The organism is Photobacterium sp. GB-50 (genome assembly GCF_003026755.1).
Lineage (GTDB): Bacteria > Pseudomonadota > Gammaproteobacteria > Enterobacterales > Vibrionaceae > Photobacterium.
The window spans coordinates 52,046-71,382 of sequence record NZ_PYNX01000002.1 but is presented as its reverse complement, the minus strand read 5'-3'; the positions used below and the strand labels follow the sequence as shown (position 1 = coordinate 71,382).

Genomic DNA, 19,337 nt, shown 5'->3' with positions numbered 1-19,337 from the left:
CACTATCTTGCGACGGCGTTATTCTGTCGTTTTCCCCGTCAGAATACGTAACGCAATTTTTGCGCTTTCCGCCACCTGATGGCCAGTATGTGTTAAATAACCACCATCCAGTTGAGTAACCAATCCTTTCGCATATAAACGTTGAGCAGCTGAAACCAATGCTGGATTTGCATCACTATGAACTTTTACCCCTTCCATGTTGCTATGAATAGGGAATTTCACTAATAGATTCATTTCTTCAACAATATCTTGAGTGTATGGCATAACGACCTCTTATTAGTCTCTATTTAGATCTCAATGTCTAACGACTGACCTATTTAATATCATGAGTTAATACTAGCGGTTACTGGTGATAAAACTAGGTGCCAAGATCAACATCTTACGATCTTTATATCAGTGAAATGCGATCGCGCTCATAATTTTAGAACTCTTTTTTCGGATGTTTACAATTGTACAAAAAACGCCCTAACCTGTTGAGAGATATAAAAAAGCCGCTAATAAAAGCGGCTTTTAAATTAAGCTTGAATACCGACAATTAACCATGGTGCATTTGGCGTTTTTAAATCTCGCTCTAAATGCCATACATCATTAATATCTTCTTCAATCCCTTCTTGGGTATCTTTATAACGACCAGAGAACTTAATACTTAGCTGTGCTGAATTTGCGTCATAGTCTGCACGTACAAGTTCAGCATCAACGTACATCACTTCGGTGTGTTGCTCACCTGAAAGTTTAGCACGTTCAGCTTGTAAATCAGCAAATAACGCAGGTGATACGTACTCTTTGATTTTCGCTAATTCGTTATGATTCCATGCACCTTGAATAATGCGATAGTGATCGCGAGAACCACTTAAAAATGCATTCATATTAAAGTTAGGCGGCAAATTAAATGGCACATCACTATCGGTTGACTCAAAACCACCATTTTGTGGTTGAGATTGCGAACCTGTCGCTTGACGATATTGCTGTTGTGCTTGTTGTGGCTGCTGTCGAGGAGAGTTTCCTGCATAAGATTCACGATGCCCCATCGGAGTGCCTTTATTTGCACGCATTGCTTTAAATAATTTAAACAATACAAATGCAATCACACCGATAATGAGAATATCCATAAACTGGATACCATCAAATGAACCACCAAAGAAAGCAGCGAGTAAGCCACCTGCAAGTAAGCCACCTAATAGACCGCCCATTAAGCCTTTCTTGCTCGATGACGCAGGTGAGTTTTGTTTACGAATAGTATCTGTTTGTTGTGGCTGTTGTTTTTTCATTGGCGCAGTTTTAAAACTTTTACCAAACGACTTGCCACCACCGAATTTCTTTGCTTCAGCATGCGGTGCCGACAATGCGACCACAAACACTAAAGCAAATACGGTAAAAAAGCGTTTCATCATTGTTGAAGTACCTTATCCATGTCCTGTATGCATCGTAGCCATATAACGGAGAATGTCAATTCAAAGCCGTCGCGAAATTGTTACTATTTCTTAACATTTATCGGTGATAATCTCATCATTCTTAAATACAGCGCCTAAATATTTTTGTATACTGTTTTTTATTTAAACGACTTATAAAAATGTTCTTCTTTTTATGGCACTTTCCCCATCAAAAGTGGTCTTTTATAAGTAATCACACGTTAAGTCTTTGTTGTTTTTTTATCTTACGATATTTTCAACACTAACATGGATATTTTTATGCAAGAGAATAACACTCACAGCAAAATCATTGGTTATCTACTCTGGATATTCGGCTTTACGGGCGCTCACCGCTTTTATTATGGCAAACCTGTAACAGGGACTATTTGGTTTTTAACCTTAGGTCTATGCGGTATTGGCTGGTTAATTGACTTGTTCTTAATTCCATCAATGAACAGAGAGTCTGACTTGCGTTTTGCTAGTGGTGAGATTGATTATAATATCGCTTGGCTACTGCTCACTTTTCTTGGCGTGTTTGGCGTCCACCGCATGTACATGGGTAAATGGATCACAGGGATACTTTATCTTTGTACCTTTGGGTTCTTCCTAATAGGTATTCTTATCGATTTTTGGACGTTAAACGATCAAGTATCTTTAGAAAATACCAAGAATAAAACTGTATAGCGTTTAGTATTGGTGATTTTTGTTGTGACAAGATATCATTTCCAATCTTTAGAAATAAATTGTCACAACTTGTTCTGGCATCGAATTCCTAACAACGATGGTTTCGATTAAATAACAATAACAATATTGAACACCGTTCTATAATTAATAACGTTAGTTTTTAAAATACGATAAGCAAACACATCAAAGAGTAATACCCATGGCAAGAAGAAATGACCATACTCGTGAAGAGTTGGTAAGCATGACACTGGAGCAGGTAAAAAACTTTCTCAATGAGCACCCTCACCATGAGCTAAGTTTACGTAAAGTCGCCGCTATGATTGGCTATGTTCCAAGTACATTAGTGAATGTATTCGGTAACTATAATTTACTGTTACTACACGCAGTTGCCCAAACACTTGATGAATTATCTCAAGAAGCACAGACGTGTTTAACAGGTGCAACCAATCCAGAGCAGGCACTTCGTAGTCTCGCATATTGTTATCTCGACTTTGCAATTGCTCATCCATACCGCTGGCAGTTAATCTTCCAACACACCATGAATGGTGAAGATTTACCAGAATGGCAATCAGATCGAATCAATAACATGACGGGCATGTTGGAATCATTGATTGGTCAAGTTAGCAGTAACATGTCTAAAGAAGAAGTACTGGAAACAAGCCGTGTTATTTGGGCTGGTGTTCACGGTATTACACTACTGACTGTTGATGATAAGCTATTTACCTCGACGCCTGTTGACGGCAAAGCACTTATTGATAACCTTTTAAATACTTATCTAAATAAGTGGAATTAGTAATAGAGATAGCGTAAATGACCACAAAGCCCCAATCGAGTCTTCTAACCAAACGGCGTTTCTTACCGTATTTTTTAACGCAGGCACTTGGGGCATTTAATGATAATGTTTACAAAAATATATTATTAATCCTGATCGCTTACGCTTCTGTTGATACCCTTCCACTGAGTGCTAATTTACTGATTAACATTGCCGCTGGGTTATTTATTTTACCTTTCTTTTTATTTTCAGCCTCTGCTGGTGTTATTGCCGATCAATACGATAAAGCAATGATCATGCGCCGAGTTAAACTCGCTGAAATTGTGATAATGAGCCTTGCTGCAATAGCCTTTTTCTATCACAGTTATTCCGCTCTTCTGGTGTTGCTCTTTTTGATGGGAACCCAATCGGCTTTCTTCGGGCCTGCAAAATATGCCTTACTTCCCCAGCACTTAAAATCAGAAGAGTTAATATCAGGTAACGCTTTGGTTGAAACAGGGACCTTTTTAGCTATTTTACTTGGCACATTGCTCGCAGGTTTTATTGCCGACAGCCATAACGCTCACTATATTGCTGCAGGAGCCGTGATCATTTTTGCGATATTAGGCTATCTCACATCTCTTGCTATTCCGAGCGCGCCACCTACGGTAAAGAAAACAACGTTCAAATGGCAACCGATTAAACAAACTCGTTCAACCATGGCTATTGCACGACAAGATAAAACGATTTTCCAATGTATTATGGGGATTAGTTGGTTTTGGTTTTTAGGGGCTTGCTATCTCACCCAATTCCCTAATTATGCAAAAATCAGCCTCGGTGGTAATGCCGCTTCGGTCTCTTTCTTACTGATGCTATTTTCTATTGGTATTGCTATTGGCTCAATGTGTTGTGATCGCTTATCTCAACACCGTATAGACCCAGGAATAGTACCTATTGGTAGTTTAGGGATCACGTTATTTGGTTCAGGTTTATATTTCCTCGCCCCAGCAACTACAGTGCAAACTCAGAGCCTAATGGCGTTTATGACGGCACCAAGCCTATGGCCAATCTTTGCGTCATTGCTTTTACTCGGTATTGCTGGCGGTATTTTTATTGTTCCGCTTTATGCCTTAATGCAGCAGCGCTCTAAAGAAGATGAACGTGCACAAATCATTGCAGCAAATAATATATGGAATGCTGTGTTTATGGTTGTCAGTGCTATTTCAGCCATTGTCTTCTTATCTGTTTTAAAGCTTTCCATTCCAGAGTTCTTCTTAATCTTAGCGGCGGTTAATTCATTAGTTGTTGTCTATATCTACTTCCAAGCCCCTGATTTTTTTTGGCGCTTTGTGGTTTGGATGATCACTCATACGATGTATCGTGTAAAAAAACAGAATTTGAATAATATTCCTGAACAAGGTGGTGTGTTACTTGTCTGTAATCATGTCAGCTACATGGATGCATTACTATTAGCAGGCAGCTGCCCACGCCCTATCCGCTTTTTGATGGACCGTGATATTTATAACCTGCCATTGGTCAAATCCTTCTGTAAAGCATGTAAGGCAATTCCTGTCGATGCGAATGACCGTACATCTATTCGTAATGCTTTTTCAAAAGTGTCAGAACATTTGGATAATGGCGATATTGTTTGTGTTTTTCCAGAAGGACAGCTCACCTTTGATGGCGAAATAGCCCCGTTTATGCGTGGCATTGATTTAATCATTAAACGTTCGAATGTCACGGTGATCCCTGTGGCACTGCAGGGGCTATGGGGAAGTTATTTTAGTCGAGAGGGTGGCGTTGCTTTATTAAAATGGCCAAAACGTTTCTGGTCACAAGTCACTATCGTCGCTGGGGAGTGTCTATCTTCCCAAGAGGCAAATAGCCAATTGTTATATCAACAAGTAACGCAATTACGGGGCGATAGAAAATAGTGCTCTTCTTTGTTAGGTTCTAACTAACAAATAGATTAAAAAGGCGAAGCTATATTAGCTTCGCCTTTTTATTATTGCTTAGATAACCAGTCGGCTAATTTCGTCCGAGAGAGTTTAATCCCTTGATAAATATCGCCATCAGGTAAAGCAAGATAACGAACTGGGCGCTTAAACGCAGCCACTTTATCTGTCATATAAGTCATCACATGATCAATAAATACCGCATCCATCGGGCAAGTTGTTTTCACAATAGCAACCGGTCGTTGACCAAAATCATAATCATCAATGGGTAAAACAACAACTTGCTCTATCTCTGGATACTGTAACAGTACCGCTTCAATATCTTCCGGTTGAACATTCTCTCCACCAGAAATAAACATGTTATCTGCGCGACCATGAATAAATAGCTCATCATCATGCCACTCACCCATGTCTTTAGTTGCAAACCATTCCCCATCGTGACCATGGTTATCTAAAATAGAAAAAATAGTATGGTTGCGGTAATACCCCAAGCACAAGGTTTTGCCTCGAACTAAGATCTCACCATCACGTAAAAGTAATTCTCTATTCGGTAATACGTTACCGACACCACTACTCTCATTCGCTTGTTTAGCCGATATTGTTGATGCCATTTCCGTCATACCGTAACCACACCAACAGCTAATACCAGCACTGTGCGCTTTATTAGTGAGAGTAACTGGGATATGTGCACCACCTAATAACACCTGTTTTAGCATCATCGATGATGGTGCTGCCGTATTATCAATACTCTCAAGCAGACGTTGTAATTGCGTTGGTACTAATGATGCGTGAGTCACCCAATGCAATGCTTGTTGCTGCTGTGCCTTATCGACAATAACTAAACATGCTCCGCGATATAACCAGCGCCATACAATCGCTAAACCCGAAATGTGGAATAACGGTAATGACAATAACCAACTATCCTCTGCTGTGAATGTCATTTGACTCAGCAAGCCAGAAGCACTGGCTAAATGTGACTCGGCATTATGAACCACTGCCTTGGGTACACCCGATGAACCTGATGTTAAAGTCAGTGTCATTGGACGATGCTCTTGCCATGTCACAGGTACCATCCGTGCAACAGTGGGGGATTGCAGAACAATATTTTGCCCAGTTAGCGCTGTTATATCGTGTTCACTATCCGACCAAATATAGTCATTATCGAGTACCACTAACTGTTGCTGCAATTCAGTAGAAGACAACTTCGGGTTAAGCCCTACATAGCGTGCCCCCACTCGAAAAATTGCAAGCATCAGCCATAATACTTGGATCGAATTATCAGCGATGACGGCCACAAGTTGATCACGCTTAACGCCCTGCTCGACTAACCCTTGTGCGTAATCATCAACGTTTGAAGAGACATCTGCCCAGGTGTACGTTTGTGCATCACGCGTTTTATCACCTAAAGAGATGGCTATATCTGATGGGCGTTCTGCAGCCCATCGCTGCCAAGGCCATGTTAGAAAATCGTGTTTTATTTCTGCCATACTAGGTCTAATTCTGCTAAAGAAATCATTGGAAGTTCACTATCCGGCCAAGGTGTCACCAATTGTGCTTTAAACAACTGCATGGTATCTAGACCAGGGATAACATTGGGTGTCTGCCACTGGGCGAAACGTGCTAACTGATTTAATCCTAGGCTTGATTCTAAACTTGAACTAATCACTGCCGTTAACCCTACCGCTTGAGCTTGTTCCACCAGCTCGATACAACGGGCTAAGCTACCAGTTAGTGTGGGCTTGATAATAATTGCCGCAACACCTGGTTGTGCTTTTACTTCAAAATGAGGCTCGCGGACAGTTTCATCCCAGGCAATATTAATACCTGTTTGCTCTGCAAAAATCAGGCTATCTTGAGGATCAATGCAAGGCTCTTCTAAAAACGCGATCCCTTGCCGATTTTCAGGTTTCACATATTTAGCAAACTGCTGTGCTTTAAGCGGTGTCCATCTACGGTTAGCATCTAAACGTAACTGAACCTCAGGGATCGCTTCAATAAACATATTAGCGACAATACCATCACGCACCGCTTCATACATGCCGACTTTAATTTTAGCGACTTTATCGCCATTTTCGGTATTTAAACGCTCAATCAACTCGTCAGGATCACCTGAGCATAATGGCGCTACCGCATAGTTTGCAGTAAGAGGTAATTCGCCCGCTAACTCTGCCATTGCACAACTAAAACCAAAGGCAACAGAGGGATAAGCATCGTTGATATGGATATCTTTCCCTTCAAGCCAATGTTCAACTAGTTGTTTTGTTTGATCTAACGCTTGCTCTAGCGTTTCATTGCTAAACTCAGGCAGTGGCGCAATTTCACCTACACCAACTTTGTCACCTTGAGTAAGTTCGACAACCAAACCTTCACGTGTTACTAAACGTTGATTACGTAAAATAACACCAGAATCCATCGGTAACTGATATCGATATAACTTAACGCTGCGCATTCTTGATAACCTTTAATTAATACCAGAGCATAAAACACGCTAAACCTTAGTCTAACGGCATATTAAATCACTTTAATTACAATGGCTCGTTACAACTTTTGAATAAAAGCAGATAAGGCAGATGTAAATGCATGTGGTTGTTCTACATGAATATTATGCCCAGCATCAGGGATCACTTCTACGCTTAGCTCTGATTGCATAGCGATCTGACGAAATTTCGCATCATATTCACCACAAACATAACGAACGGGTAATTTTAAGTTTTGTAGCGGTGTGAGTAATAATGGTTGTTTAGATAATGACGTTGCTAGCAACATATTCGCGACACCTTGCCCAAGGTTATCACTACGTTTAGCGACTAAGCTTTGTCTTTGGTCATGGTTCAGTGATGAAAAAACAGTTTGTTGATACCAATCATTCAGCACTGAAATTAGAGATTGTTGAGAAAAACGTGCAGCCCATGTTTTATCATTATCAAGACGCGCCGCACGGTCTAAAAGCGGTAATCCAAAGTGCCCACCTTCTAAAAAGATACCTTGCAACCTTGGCCCACGCTTCGTGGTATCCTCATTTGATAATTGCGTTGCCAGATACATAGCAAGTCGCGCACCTAACGAATACCCCACCAAAACGAAACGTTGAATACCACGGTGTTCCAACGTTTTGAGTATCGCCTGATAACTCTGTTTAAAGCCAATATCAGAATCATCTAGTGGCATAGATACTGACGCACTAAAGCCATGCCCAGGCAGATCGATAGTTACACAACAATAGTGATGCATTAGTGCTGAAGTAATTAATCGCCAGTCCCGCCCTGAGCCTAATAGCCCATGAAGAAAAACAATCACGGGTTGGCCTGCTTGCGGGCGTTTTCCAAATACTTCAGAGTAAAGACGCACGTTTTACCTCAGAAAAGATCTCTTTTAACATCTGCCCAGCTTCTCCAGCAGGCGTTTTAATTTCGATGATCGTTGTCTGGTTAACTTGTTGTGCATTCACTACCGCAGTTTGGGCTTCAGCAACTGTTGTTGGGCTTTGATAGTTAAATCCAAACATGGCAGCTGCATGGCTAAATTCAAAACCATGAGGCATACGATAAAAATCATCTTTTTGCTGCTCTGGTACTGGTAACATATCAAAAATACCGCCACCATCATTATTCGTAACCACCACGACCATAGGTAATGCAGTTTGTTTTAATAATGCGAGAGAATTAAGATCGTATAAAAATGACGTATCGCCTAATAGCATCACTAATGGTGCTTTTCTAGCGCGTTGCACACCAGCCGCTGTTGCTATTAATCCATCAATACCTGATGCACCACGGTTGGTAAATGTCGCTGTAGTTGGTAAATCACCAAACATATCTAGCAGTCGAACAATCATGCTATTACCGAGAAACAACTCAGAATCAGGTGCGAGCCAATCTCTCAATAATGTCGCTAATGACATTTCAGATAAATTGTCACAATGCTGCTTCGCTATTTCACGATAACGCTTAGACGCGCCCACTAACGGTAATGCCCATCCACTATGTGGTGATGTTTTTTCATCAAGAAGCGCTGCACAAGTCCATGCGCTCACATTCGCTTGAATACGAGAACCAGAATGATGATGAGGGTCTAAACGTCCTTGTTGTGGATCGATTAACCAATAATCATCCCACGGCTGATCGCCAATAAACTGTAATAAACGTTTAGAAACAATCCGTGCACTAAATTGCAGTAATACTTGTGCTTGAGACAAAACTTCGGCACAGGCTGGATTTTGTAACCAACCATCAAACCCCGCATATTCGCTCGAGCCTCCAGCTTGAGGATCGACCAATAATGGCCAGCCTAATCGGGCTGCTAACGCTTTCACATCAGCAAGTTCATTGGTCGCTAACTTACCCGCAACAATTATGCCTTTTTTGTCGCACAACCGCTGCCATTGCACTGAATCAATGACGATATCAGCGCTAGTCGCTTGTTGATGTTGGCAATACGGTAATACCGTTGCCTGCCACTTTTTAACTGGCGCTAGATAGGCCGAAAAATCTATCGCCTCACCATATAGCGGCTCAGGGTAATGACAATTTAAATGGATGGCTCCGCCACGTAACTGCTGTTGATGCATCAACTCATCAACCACGCCTAATAACCAATTAGGAGAGATATCAAGTGTAGGGGCGGGTAGATCAACAAACTCTGTTACATGTTGCGAAAAAATACCATGCTGGCGTATGGCTTGATTTGCGCCACATTGCAGTAATTCAACAGGACGATCTGAGGTTAACAGCACTAATTTTTCTTTTGTTAGCCCAGATTCAGCAACGGCAGGTAATAAATTAGCGACTGCTGTACCTGATGTCACAATCACCGCAATGGGGGTTTGTGATGCTTTGGCTAAACCTAATGCGAGAAAGCCTAAACCACGTTCATCAAAATGAGTGTGAATAGTCAGTTTTGACTGCTTTGCTGCCGCTAACGTCAATGGTGTGGAACGAGAACCTGGCGCAATACAAACATGTTGAACACCTTGTCGGACTAACTCTTCAAGTATCAGCTCAGCCCAACAACTATTTAATGCAGCCCTATAAGAAAGACTATTCGATAAGGTTAATTGCATGATGCTCTTTTATACTCCATTTCAGCAGCTAACGAGCTATCCGTCTCTTGCTCAAATAAACTACAGAGTGTTGATGTTTTTCGATCAAGTTCTTTCCATTCACTTTCTGCTACTGAGCCCGGTACAATGCCTGCTCCTGCAAATAAATGAACTTCACCTTCAATGATTAATGCACTACGAATAGCCACACAAAACTCACTATGCTGCTGGCTAATATAACCCACCGCACCACTATACCAACCGCGAGAAAAAGGTTCGTTTTCAGCAATAAAATGAAGCGCAGGATCACGAGGTAATCCGGCAATCGCAGCGGTTGGTTGTAAATTTTCTAATAGATCTGCACTAAAGACGCCACTATTTAATTCAGCATCAATACTTCGCTTTAAATGCTGGACTTTACGTAGTTGAACCAACTCAGGAGTTTGAGACACATTCATCGATTGGCTACAGGGCACCAATCGATTAACAATATCATCAACCACTAAACGATTTTCGTAGCGATTTTTATTATCAGATAATAACCATTGTGCTAATTGCTGATCTTCTACATCATCTTTACCACGCCCAATCGTACCTGCCAACGCTTCAGTTTGTATCGCTTGTTCATGGCGTTGAAATAAACGTTCTGGCGTTGAGCCCATAAAGCCATGCGTTTCATCCAGCGCCAGTAAAAAGTGAAAACTATTGCTGTTATTAGCGCAACTCGCTTTCAGTAATTGAGCGGGTGATACAGGTTTATCAAGCTGTAACTTTGTTCGTCGAGCAAGCACCACTTTTTCAAATTCTTTATGTTCAATCGCATCTAATGCTCGTGTCAGCATGTTTGACCAACCAGAAAAATCTGGCGTATAACTGCGATTTAAAATTTTACTGTGAATACCACTGATCAACGATGTATCAAATATCAACTGTTGTAATGCCGTCACAATACGTGCGCGATCTTCACCGACATTAACAGCAATATGCCATTCATTATCCAGACGGCTTAATTCAAGCAGCGGTAAAAAGAAAAAGGAGGAGAGACAACGTTTATTTCGCTCTGTTCTTCCATCAAAAGATCGCCCGCCCCACACTCGCTGCTCATTAGAAATCACTTTCTCAGCGGCTTTAGGATCAGTAAATGTTTTTATTTGTCCTAGCGCGACAACCTCTTCTCGGCAATTACGCGATTGCCAATAGAATTTGGGATACAAAGCTTGTGTATCCATCCAATCAATCAGGTCGATATGTTTTGATAGATCTAATTTAACCAATATACGCTGGGTTGTTGCAGATGCTTGCTCTAATTTAGCAATTAATCGTTCAACGGCTTGTTGTAACGCAGTCAAGATAACCTCGCTCAGCTCTATTACACCAATACGGCTCATCCCTGGCTGAAAGATACATATGTCACTCTCTTAGACATATTTTCCTTACTAAGAATAGACACTTATTTCCTAAAGAGAGAGAATAACTGCTAATTCTCTTAGTAAAGAAGAATGATGTATTATTCTACCTCACAAGAAAGCATCTGACTAATGAAGTAACACATTTGTATTACTTATCTGACTAGCAGAAACCTCTGTTCAACTTTGCTGATTCTAGTTAAACACGCCATTTTCATTCTGCCAAAAGAAAACAAAACACTATTTTACATAATTATCTTCTAAAAGGTGTTCCTATATCCCTCTTTTATAGTGTAATTTGTGGTTATACCTAATAATCATCAGGAAAGCCTCATATGCAAAAATTCGGGATGTCATCCAAGCTTAATAATGTTTGCTATGACATACGTGGTCCCGTTCTGAAACACGCTAAGCGTATGGAAGAAGAAGGGCAAAAAATACTCAAACTAAACATCGGTAATCCAGCACCGTTTGGTTTTGATGCCCCTGATGAAATTCTCGTGGATGTGATCCGTAATCTACCAACATCCCAAGGTTACTGTGATTCAAAAGGCATTTATTCTGCGCGTAAAGCCGTTGTTCAACACTACCAAAAGCGCGGCTTACTTGATCTTGATGTCGAAGATGTTTATATCGGTAACGGTGTCTCTGAATTAATCGTTATGGCAATGCAAGCACTGCTAAACCATAAAGATGAAATATTGGTTCCATCACCTGATTACCCATTATGGACAGCAGCAGTCTCATTATCTGGTGGCACACCGGTTCACTACACATGTGATGAACAATCAGATTGGTATCCAGATCTTGATGATATAAAGAAAAAAATCACGCCAAATACTCGCGGTATTGTTTTAATCAATCCGAATAACCCGACGGGTGCGGTATATAGCCGAGATTTTCTGATCGAAGTGGTTGAAATTGCACGTCAGCACGATTTGATTATTTTCGCCGATGAGATCTACGACAAAATTCTATACGATGGTGCACAACATACCTCTATTGCCCCATTAGCAGAAGATGTAGTTTGTGTAACCTTCAATGGCCTTTCAAAGTCATACCGAGTGTGTGGTTTCCGTGCAGGTTGGATGGTTATTTCAGGGCCAAGACACCGAGCTAAAGGTTACATCGAAGGGTTAGAAATGCTGTCATCAATGCGCTTGTGTGCCAACGTACCTATGCAGCATGCCATTCAAACTGCATTAGGTGGTTACCAAAGCATTAATGAATTAATCTTGCCGGGTGGACGCCTGCTCGAACAGCGCAATAAAGCTTATGATTTATTAACTCAAATCCCTGGAATTTCTTGTGTTAAGCCAAAAGGCGCGTTGTATCTATTCCCGAAATTAGATCAGAAAAAATTTAATATTCAAGACGACCAAAAAATGGCAATGGACTTTTTACTACAAGAGAAAGTGCTTGTTGTGCATGGAACCGGATTTAACTGGAAACAACCGGATCACTTCCGCATTGTAACCTTACCTCATGTCGATGATCTTGAACTGGCAATGGGACGCTTAGAGCGCTTCTTACATAGCTATCGTCAATAACCTTTACAAACAATTCTTAAGCCTCGGTAAACCGGGGCTTTTTATTAACTAAAAACTGTCAATATTTCCCTAACTTCTGTTACCTTTAGTGCATAACGTCTATAGATGCTGCTCATCAGCACATTTAGTTTAAGAGAATTGATCATCATGGAAAAAAGTCATTTCTTCGCTCACCTTGCTCGTATGCGTTTAATTCAACGCTGGCCATTAATGCGAAGTGTCGAAACTGAAAATATCTCCGAGCACAGCCTTCAAGTTGCTTTTGTCGCTCATGCACTCGCGTTAATTAAAAACCGTAAATTTGGTGGGAATCTAAACCCTGAACGTATCGCGCTGCAAGGTATGTTTCACGATGTTAGTGAAGTACTCACAGGTGATATGCCAACCCCAATAAAATACTATAACCCTGCAATTGCTGAAGAATATAAGAAAATCGAATTAGCAGCAGAACAACGACTTATTTCTATGCTTCCTGAAGAATTTCAGGATGATTATGCCTCTCTACTTGATAGCCATAAAATTGATACTGAAAATGCAGCTATTGTTAAACAAGCCGATACATTATGCGCTTATATAAAATGCCTTGAAGAGCTCAGTGCAGGGAACCATGAATTTACTCGAGCGAAGAAAAGATTGGAACAAACCCTTGAGCAACGCAAAACACCTGAGATGACCTATTTTCTTGAGACATTTGCTGATAGCTTTAATCTTACTTTGGACGACATTAGTTAATGACTGAATTTACTATCTCACCTATATGGGAAGAACGCTTTTATAACGAACAAAAAATGCGCCGTGATGATCATCGCTCAGCTTTTCAGCGCGATCGAGCCCGTATTCTTCATTCTGCCGCCTTTCGTCGTTTACAAGCAAAAACTCAAGTCCATGGCGCTGGTAATCACGACTTCTATCGGACTCGACTCACCCACTCGCTAGAAGCATCCCAAATCGGTACAGGGATTGTTGCACAACTCAAATTAAAACAACCTGAGTTTAAATCATTACTCCCTTCAACCAGTTTAATGGAAAGTTTGTGCTTAGCACATGATATCGGTCACCCACCATTTGGTCATGGCGGTGAAGTCGCTTTAAATTACATGATGCGAAATCATGGCGGCTTTGAAGGAAACGCACAAACCTTTCGTATTGTAACCTTACTCGAACCTTATACCGAAGGATACGGTATGAACCTCGCCAGACGTACCTTGCTTGGTTTACTAAAATACCCAGCTCTACTCAGTGAAACTACCGCTCCAGAGCGCGCACCTGATGTCGTGAACTTTCGTCACCTTAAAGCAAAAGACTGGTATCCAGCGAAAGGCTTATATGTGGACGATAAAGAGGTCTTTGACTGGGTATTAAGCCCGTTATCAGGCAAAGATAAAGCCCTCTTTGCGCAAATGCGTTGTGAGCGTTTATCGCCAAAAGAGCCCTGTAAGACACGTTTTAAATCATTAGATTGTTCAATCATGGAATTAGCTGATGACATTGCATACGGTGTCCATGACTTAGAAGATGCCATCGTAATGGGGATTGTGACACGTGATGATTGGCAAGAAGCGGTTGCCTCAAAAATAGCAGAATGTGGTGATCCATGGCTAGAAGAACGGATAAGTGATATCAGCGAGCTGATGTTTGCTAGCCACCATCAGCGCAAAGATGCCATTGGCGCGCTGGTCAATGGTTTACTTACCTCTATAACCATTAGTCCTACGATTCAAAACGGTACTGATTTTTTTGATGAGCCATTATTACAATGGAATGCCTTTTTATCCGAGCCGATGGAGCGAGCTTTAGAAGTACTTAAACAGTTCGTTAGTATCTATGTGGTAAAAAAACCGGAGATACAACTGTCGGAATATAAAGGGCAACAATTGATCATGGAACTCTTTGAAGCTTTTGCTTCTGATCCCGAAAGATTGTTACCAGATAATACTCGCATGCGGTGGTTAGAAGCTAAAGAACAGGGAGATAACGAGCTTAGGATCATTGCCGATTACATTTCAGGCATGACGGATGGATTCTCTCAACGTCTCTATAGCACATTATTCTTACCTACCTCTGAAACAGGTATAAGCAATAATGGTTATGGTTTTTAATCATTAACCAGTGAATATAAAGGGAGCCCATGCTCCCTTTTGTGTGCCAACTAACCCTTATAGTTTTTATCAAATACGCCGGGCGGCATTTGTTGAATTTGAAAATTAATCATATTTTCGAATGTATCAAGCAATGGCTGAAGATTTAAAGATATTGGCTCTAACACTGATAATGCTAAATATCCCGCCTCAACCGTTGATACTCCCTGCTCTTTTGGCGATTTTCTAATACGATAGTTTCCAGTCTCTACATTATCTAAATGGACTAACGGTAAGTGATGTAAATTGGTCGATAGTTGCCACATTTTATAGGCTTTCTTCCAAGTCCCATCAAGTAAAATAATCACGTTGTTTCGAGATGGCTGAGCCTGCTCTGCTACATCAGACAGTGCTATCGCACGCTCTCCTGGGTAAACTACATAAATATCACGTTCGGAATCAGTTAAAGCTGCATTTAATTCCTCATGCAGCGAAAAATCCTCACCTACCCAAAGTCGGCTATTGGGTAAAGAAAGTGATAGTATTCTTGCAGTACCAATTGCTCGTTTAACTTCTGATGGATGTTGTAATATCCATAACTCTGTTTGAGTTGCAATAGGTTTAATCCAGTGGCAAATGCAGGCTTTGTTTGCTTTACCACAGTTATCACAGTACCGACTCATTGAGGTTGCCTTGTCTATTCGAAATTATATTGTTATTGCGATAATCATGATGGTTATAGCTCAATTACCACAATGTCAGCCATTATTAGTTTGGGATCGCCAAGACATTATCAATGGCGAATTATGGCGGATCCTATCAGGAAATTTCACGCATACCAATTGGGTGCATCTTGCAATGAATGCTAGCGCCTTTGCAATCATTAGCTATATTTTCCGTGCCCATTTTCATGCTAAGTCTTATAGCTTATTGATCTTAATTTTATCGTTCACTATAGGTATTGGGCTCTTTGCTACCAGTATTACTTGGTATGCTGGATTTTCAGGTGTACTACATGGCATCTTCGCTTGGGGTTGTATTCGTGATATCCAATCAAAAACGCGGGGGGGATGGCTCTTACTCCTCGGGCTAATCATTAAGATAGGTTGGGAACAATACTTTGGAGGCTCTGTGAGTTCTGAAGAATTGATTGGCGTTCGTGTAGCAACTGAAGCCCATTTGATTGGCGCAATCACAGGCATACTGTATGCCTTGCTTATCAAGCAAAAAATCAACGCTCAAGTTGAATATAACCGCTTTAAATGACGACCAATATACGGGAGCACGCTCGCTCCCGTTAATATTAATAATTACAATTCAATACGCTTTCTATTTTTATCGACAGTCGCCTCACCGATCCCTTTCACTTTAGTTAGATCATCAACGCTCGCAAATTTACCATGCACTTTTCGATAATTAATTATCGCTTGTGCTTTCTCAGCACCAATGCCAATTAGCAATGTATCCAATTGCTCAACATTAGCAGTGTTAATATTAATTTTGATATCAATACCTTCATGCGTATTGTCAGCAGCGTAACTTAAAGAGGCGAGTGCTAATCCACCAGCCAACGAAATAGCTTTAAACAAGCGAGATGGCAACATATTTTTATCCTTTATTGGTATGAGTGTTTAAAAAGGATAAAAAGAAAAGCGGGACGATGAGGGGATTATTTAAAAATAAAAGATAAAAAAACGACGGGCCGCACAATAGCGGCCCGTTAATAGAAATGTAAATTTCAATTAATTTGCTGGTTTGTCCAACATTGGGTAAGTCACTTTCGCCGACTCACGTAAAGTCTGAAGTGTTGTTGATAGATCTTGTTGAGCAAACATATTCTCAACTTGGGTTGCAAACTGAGTATCAACATCATCTTTCGATGGTGTAACATTCACAACTTTATCTAATGCAATAATTTCAACATTACCTTTGTTGTCACGTGTTACACCATAAGACACTTTACCATCTTTTGGTTTAGGTAATGTAAACGCAACACGTGCAACATTAGCATCAGGACCTGAACGTGTTATGGTTTGATCGCCAGAGAAACTTAAGCCATCTTTTGCTACAACATCTGACTTACCGTCACGTAATGCTGCAATGATAGAATCCGCCTTCTCAGTTGCTTGCTTCTCACCTTTTTGTTGAGCCAATAGTGTTTTCACTTTTGCTTCAACATCAGTAAATGGCAGCACTGATTCAGGGCGTGCATCATCAACACGAACCACAACAACATGCTCTGGTGCAATCTCAATTACATCAGAGTTCATACCGTCATCATGAACCTCAGGGCTTTGTAATGCTTCTTGCACTTTCTTATCACTTAACACACCGGTCTCATCTTGTAATGAGATAAAGCCTGTTTTAATGATCTTAGCCTTTACAGCTTCTGCTGCTTCATCTAGTGAATCTGGTGATTCAAATGCTGTCTCAGCTAGCTTGCTTTGTAGCTTATAGAATTGCTCTGCTACTTGCTGCTCTTGAAGTTCAGCGACAATGCTAGCTTTAACATCAGCAAAAGGTTTAACTTTAGGCTCTTCGATACCATCCAGTAAAATAATGTGGTAACCATAAGGTGACTTCACAAGGCCAGACATATCACCTGGTTTTGCTAATGAAAATGCTGCTTTTTCAAACGCAGGATCCATCACACCTTTACCGAACCAATCAAGCTTACCGCCATCTTTTGCACTGAAAGTATCATCGGATGATTTTTTCGCAACATCAGCAAAGTTAGCACCAGCTTTCAACTCAGCCAGTAATGCTTCCGCTTTTGCTTTAGAAGCATCACTATCACCTTTTACTAAGATATGGCTAACTTGAATCTTCTCAGCAGTACTGTATTTGCTCTTATGTTCGTTGTAATACACTTCAGCTTCTTTATCAGTGATCTTAATATTGTTCACTAGATTTTTATCTGACAGTTCAATGTAAGACACTTTCACTTGAGCTGGGCGTGTAAACTGCGTTTTATTCTCATCATAATAAGCTTTAGCTTCTGCATCCGTTACCGTTACTTTATCGGTAAAGTCTGCAAGGTTTAGCTTCAAAGTACGAACAACGCGCTCTTGTGATTCAAGTTTACGAAGTTCATTCAATTCATTTTTAAGTGCGAAGTCACTGCCTTCTAATGCGCTTAAGAATTGTTGACGTAGCATGTCTTTACGGATTGACTCTGCAAACTGCTCAGGAGAAATTCCAGCACGACGTAACGTTAAATTATATTGTTCATTATTGAACACACCATTAACTTGGAAAGCAGGCATTGCTACAATCGCTTGCTTAACTTGAGCATCGCTCACACTCAGGCCTAGCTCTGTTGCGCGTTGCTCAATCAACTCATCATTAACCATACGCTCAAGCACGCTATTACGGAGTTGCTGTACGTAAGCAGGATCACCCATTAGTGTTGAGAAGTAATCACCTAAACGTTGCTGCATTTGGTTACGTTGATTTTGATAAGCCTGCTCGAATGCACGCTGACTAATTTCTTTACCATTAACTTTTGCTGCAACTTGCTCATTACCGCCCGCCAGATAACTGCCGACACCAGCAAATACAAAAGAAAAAATAATTAAGCTAAGAATAATCTTAACCCAGATGCTGTTAGCGCCTTCGCGCAATCGCTCCATCATAATTTGCCGTCTCTCCTACTTGTTCGATCTGGCACGGTTTCGAACTACAAATGTGTGCACAAAATATCGGTATCAACGCGATAGCCGAACCTTCAATATTATTAAGCCGTTACTGACTAAAACGTAAATAACCTGTTGTATTAGTTTTTAAACTAAAGATAGCACCAACACAATAAGCCACAAAGCGCATAGTATGATAACTTGATACCGATTTGACTAATGAAATGTTCTTTATCTTTATATTGGTTAAGAAACAAAACAATAAATCCCTAGTCAAATAGGCATCATTATAAAGTAAAAAAAGCGCATCAACCGATGCGCCTTTGTTGTACTGGATCAGTATACCCTTTCCAGTAGCAATATTTAAGCCATGATAACATGACAAAACAGTCAGAAAAAACCAACTATTTCTTAGTTAACAGAATCTTTTAGCGCTTTACCCGGCTTAAAACCAGGTACTTTTGCAGCTGCAATTTGAATTTCTGCACCTGTCTGTGGGTTACGGCCAGTACGAGCTGCACGTTCACGTACAGAGAAAGTACCAAAACCAACCAATGCAACTTGCTCACCGTCTTTCAATGTATCTGATACCGCTTCGATGAATGCGTCTAAAGCACGACCCGCTGATGCTTTTGAAATATCTGCGCTTTCTGCGATTTTATCTACTAGTTGAGTTTTGTTCACGATTAAATCCCCTTAATGAACTTGCCTACCCGTAACTCGTCACTGAGACGCTGTGAATAGTAGACAATAAATTGTTTCTAGACCTGATTGTGTTGATAGAAACTTAACAGGCCTTAATAATACATCGCTTAGCGCGGATTAGAGTTA

18 protein-coding genes are annotated in these 19,337 nt (G+C 40.7%); 7 read left to right on the top strand and 11 right to left on the bottom strand.

Going from position 1 to position 19,337, the window contains the following annotated elements; translation table 11 throughout:
• Positions 1–18: 18 nt before the first annotated feature.
• Together C9J41_RS03045 and C9J41_RS03040 are read right to left on the bottom strand one after the other, a co-directional pair.
• The gene (locus C9J41_RS03045) at positions 19–264 is read right to left on the bottom strand and encodes a TIGR02647 family protein (protein WP_107206085.1); all 246 of its coding nucleotides are present in this window, start codon (positions 262–264) and stop codon (positions 19–21) included.
• A gap of 251 nt (positions 265–515) precedes the next feature.
• A complete protein-coding gene (locus C9J41_RS03040; protein ID WP_199187027.1) occupies positions 516–1,388 on the bottom strand; it encodes a Tim44 domain-containing protein in 873 nt (290 codons plus the stop codon).
• 300 nt (positions 1,389–1,688) lie between these two features.
• Between C9J41_RS03040 and C9J41_RS03035 the strand changes: the two genes are divergently transcribed.
• The 3 genes from C9J41_RS03035 to C9J41_RS03025 all read left to right on the top strand — a co-directional run bounded on the left by C9J41_RS03035 (position 1,689) and on the right by C9J41_RS03025 (position 4,778).
• Entirely contained in the window at positions 1,689–2,093 is a 405-nt protein-coding gene (locus C9J41_RS03035) for an NINE protein (RefSeq protein WP_107206083.1), read from the top strand.
• 199 nt (positions 2,094–2,292) lie between these two features.
• Entirely contained in the window at positions 2,293–2,886 is a 594-nt protein-coding gene (locus C9J41_RS03030; RefSeq protein WP_107206082.1) for a TetR/AcrR family transcriptional regulator, read from the top strand.
• Positions 2,887–2,903: 17 nt separating this feature from the next.
• Positions 2,904–4,778, top strand: a complete 1,875-nt coding sequence (locus C9J41_RS03025; RefSeq protein ID WP_107206081.1) for an MFS transporter — start codon at positions 2,904–2,906, stop codon at positions 4,776–4,778.
• A gap of 71 nt (positions 4,779–4,849) precedes the next feature.
• Here the strand turns inward: C9J41_RS03025 and menE are convergent, their stop codons facing one another.
• The 5 genes from menE to C9J41_RS03000 all read right to left on the bottom strand — a co-directional run bounded on the left by menE (position 4,850) and on the right by C9J41_RS03000 (position 11,186).
• Positions 4,850–6,286, bottom strand: a complete 1,437-nt coding sequence (gene menE / locus C9J41_RS03020) for an o-succinylbenzoate--CoA ligase (RefSeq protein ID WP_107294195.1) — start codon at positions 6,284–6,286, stop codon at positions 4,850–4,852.
• A complete protein-coding gene (gene menC, locus C9J41_RS03015) occupies positions 6,274–7,248 on the bottom strand; it encodes an o-succinylbenzoate synthase (protein ID WP_107245761.1) in 975 nt (324 codons plus the stop codon). Before menC ends, menE begins: the two co-directional genes overlap by 13 nt.
• Before the next feature lie 89 nt (positions 7,249–7,337).
• A complete protein-coding gene (menH, locus tag C9J41_RS03010; RefSeq protein WP_107245760.1) occupies positions 7,338–8,147 on the bottom strand; it encodes a 2-succinyl-6-hydroxy-2,4-cyclohexadiene-1-carboxylate synthase in 810 nt (269 codons plus the stop codon).
• On the bottom strand, positions 8,131–9,858 hold the full coding sequence (gene menD, locus C9J41_RS03005) for a 2-succinyl-5-enolpyruvyl-6-hydroxy-3-cyclohexene-1-carboxylic-acid synthase (RefSeq protein WP_107206077.1): 1,728 nt from the start codon (positions 9,856–9,858) through the stop codon (positions 8,131–8,133). The genes menH and menD overlap by 17 nt, the downstream gene beginning before the upstream one ends.
• Positions 9,849–11,186 (bottom strand): isochorismate synthase MenF, encoded by a 1,338-nt coding sequence (locus tag C9J41_RS03000; RefSeq protein WP_369917464.1) that lies wholly within the window; start codon positions 11,184–11,186, stop codon positions 9,849–9,851. The genes menD and C9J41_RS03000 overlap by 10 nt, the downstream gene beginning before the upstream one ends.
• A gap of 392 nt (positions 11,187–11,578) precedes the next feature.
• Here C9J41_RS03000 and C9J41_RS02995 point away from each other — a divergent pair, with 392 nt between their 5' ends.
• The 3 genes from C9J41_RS02995 to C9J41_RS02985 all read left to right on the top strand — a co-directional run bounded on the left by C9J41_RS02995 (position 11,579) and on the right by C9J41_RS02985 (position 14,892).
• Positions 11,579–12,793, top strand: coding sequence for a pyridoxal phosphate-dependent aminotransferase (locus C9J41_RS02995; RefSeq protein ID WP_107206075.1), 1,215 nt, complete (start codon positions 11,579–11,581; stop codon positions 12,791–12,793).
• A gap of 147 nt (positions 12,794–12,940) precedes the next feature.
• Entirely contained in the window at positions 12,941–13,525 is a 585-nt protein-coding gene (yfbR, locus tag C9J41_RS02990; RefSeq protein ID WP_107206074.1) for a 5'-deoxynucleotidase, read from the top strand.
• Positions 13,525–14,892, top strand: coding sequence for an anti-phage deoxyguanosine triphosphatase (locus tag C9J41_RS02985; protein ID WP_107294193.1), 1,368 nt, complete (start codon positions 13,525–13,527; stop codon positions 14,890–14,892). The genes yfbR and C9J41_RS02985 overlap by 1 nt, the downstream gene beginning before the upstream one ends.
• Positions 14,893–14,942: 50 nt before the next feature.
• Here the strand turns inward: C9J41_RS02985 and C9J41_RS02980 are convergent, their stop codons facing one another.
• Positions 14,943–15,554 (bottom strand): tRNA-uridine aminocarboxypropyltransferase, encoded by a 612-nt coding sequence (locus C9J41_RS02980; protein WP_107294192.1) that lies wholly within the window; start codon positions 15,552–15,554, stop codon positions 14,943–14,945.
• A gap of 46 nt (positions 15,555–15,600) precedes the next feature.
• Between C9J41_RS02980 and rrtA the strand changes: the two genes are divergently transcribed.
• Positions 15,601–16,137, top strand: a complete 537-nt coding sequence (gene rrtA, locus C9J41_RS02975) for a rhombosortase (protein ID WP_107206071.1) — start codon at positions 15,601–15,603, stop codon at positions 16,135–16,137.
• Between the two features lie 44 nt (positions 16,138–16,181).
• On the opposite strand, the gene C9J41_RS02970 is transcribed toward rrtA, so the two are convergent.
• From C9J41_RS02970 to C9J41_RS02960, 3 genes are all read right to left on the bottom strand, one after another.
• Positions 16,182–16,475 carry a ComEA family DNA-binding protein gene (locus tag C9J41_RS02970; RefSeq protein ID WP_107206070.1) on the bottom strand — a complete coding sequence of 98 codons (294 nt, stop codon included), beginning with the start codon at positions 16,473–16,475 and terminating at the stop codon, positions 16,182–16,184.
• 138 nt (positions 16,476–16,613) lie between these two features.
• Positions 16,614–18,506 (bottom strand): peptidylprolyl isomerase, encoded by a 1,893-nt coding sequence (ppiD, locus tag C9J41_RS02965; protein ID WP_107206069.1) that lies wholly within the window; start codon positions 18,504–18,506, stop codon positions 16,614–16,616.
• Between the two features lie 411 nt (positions 18,507–18,917).
• On the bottom strand, positions 18,918–19,190 hold the full coding sequence (locus tag C9J41_RS02960) for an HU family DNA-binding protein (protein WP_005369098.1): 273 nt from the start codon (positions 19,188–19,190) through the stop codon (positions 18,918–18,920).
• Positions 19,191–19,337: the final 147 nt, after the last annotated feature.

Coding starts and splice junctions, on each gene's coding strand:
- C9J41_RS02995 (WP_107206075.1), top strand. CDS start 11,579: ATGCAAAAATTCGGGATGTCATCCAAGCTTAATAATGTTTGCTATGAC.
- C9J41_RS02970 (WP_107206070.1), bottom strand. CDS start 16,475: ATGTTGCCATCTCGCTTGTTTAAAGCTATTTCGTTGGCTGGTGGATTA.
- C9J41_RS02980 (WP_107294192.1), bottom strand. CDS start 15,554: ATGAGTCGGTACTGTGATAACTGTGGTAAAGCAAACAAAGCCTGCATT.
- menD (WP_107206077.1), bottom strand. CDS start 9,858: ATGCAATTAACCTTATCGAATAGTCTTTCTTATAGGGCTGCATTAAAT.
- rrtA (WP_107206071.1), top strand. CDS start 15,601: ATGATGGTTATAGCTCAATTACCACAATGTCAGCCATTATTAGTTTGG.
- yfbR (WP_107206074.1), top strand. CDS start 12,941: ATGGAAAAAAGTCATTTCTTCGCTCACCTTGCTCGTATGCGTTTAATT.
- C9J41_RS03035 (WP_107206083.1), top strand. CDS start 1,689: ATGCAAGAGAATAACACTCACAGCAAAATCATTGGTTATCTACTCTGG.
- ppiD (WP_107206069.1), bottom strand. CDS start 18,506: ATGATGGAGCGATTGCGCGAAGGCGCTAACAGCATCTGGGTTAAGATT.
- menC (WP_107245761.1), bottom strand. CDS start 7,248: ATGCGCAGCGTTAAGTTATATCGATATCAGTTACCGATGGATTCTGGT.
- menE (WP_107294195.1), bottom strand. CDS start 6,286: ATGGCAGAAATAAAACACGATTTTCTAACATGGCCTTGGCAGCGATGG.
- C9J41_RS03025 (WP_107206081.1), top strand. CDS start 2,904: ATGACCACAAAGCCCCAATCGAGTCTTCTAACCAAACGGCGTTTCTTA.
- C9J41_RS03045 (WP_107206085.1), bottom strand. CDS start 264: ATGCCATACACTCAAGATATTGTTGAAGAAATGAATCTATTAGTGAAA.
- C9J41_RS03040 (WP_199187027.1), bottom strand. CDS start 1,388: ATGAAACGCTTTTTTACCGTATTTGCTTTAGTGTTTGTGGTCGCATTG.
- C9J41_RS03030 (WP_107206082.1), top strand. CDS start 2,293: ATGGCAAGAAGAAATGACCATACTCGTGAAGAGTTGGTAAGCATGACA.
- C9J41_RS02985 (WP_107294193.1), top strand. CDS start 13,525: ATGACTGAATTTACTATCTCACCTATATGGGAAGAACGCTTTTATAAC.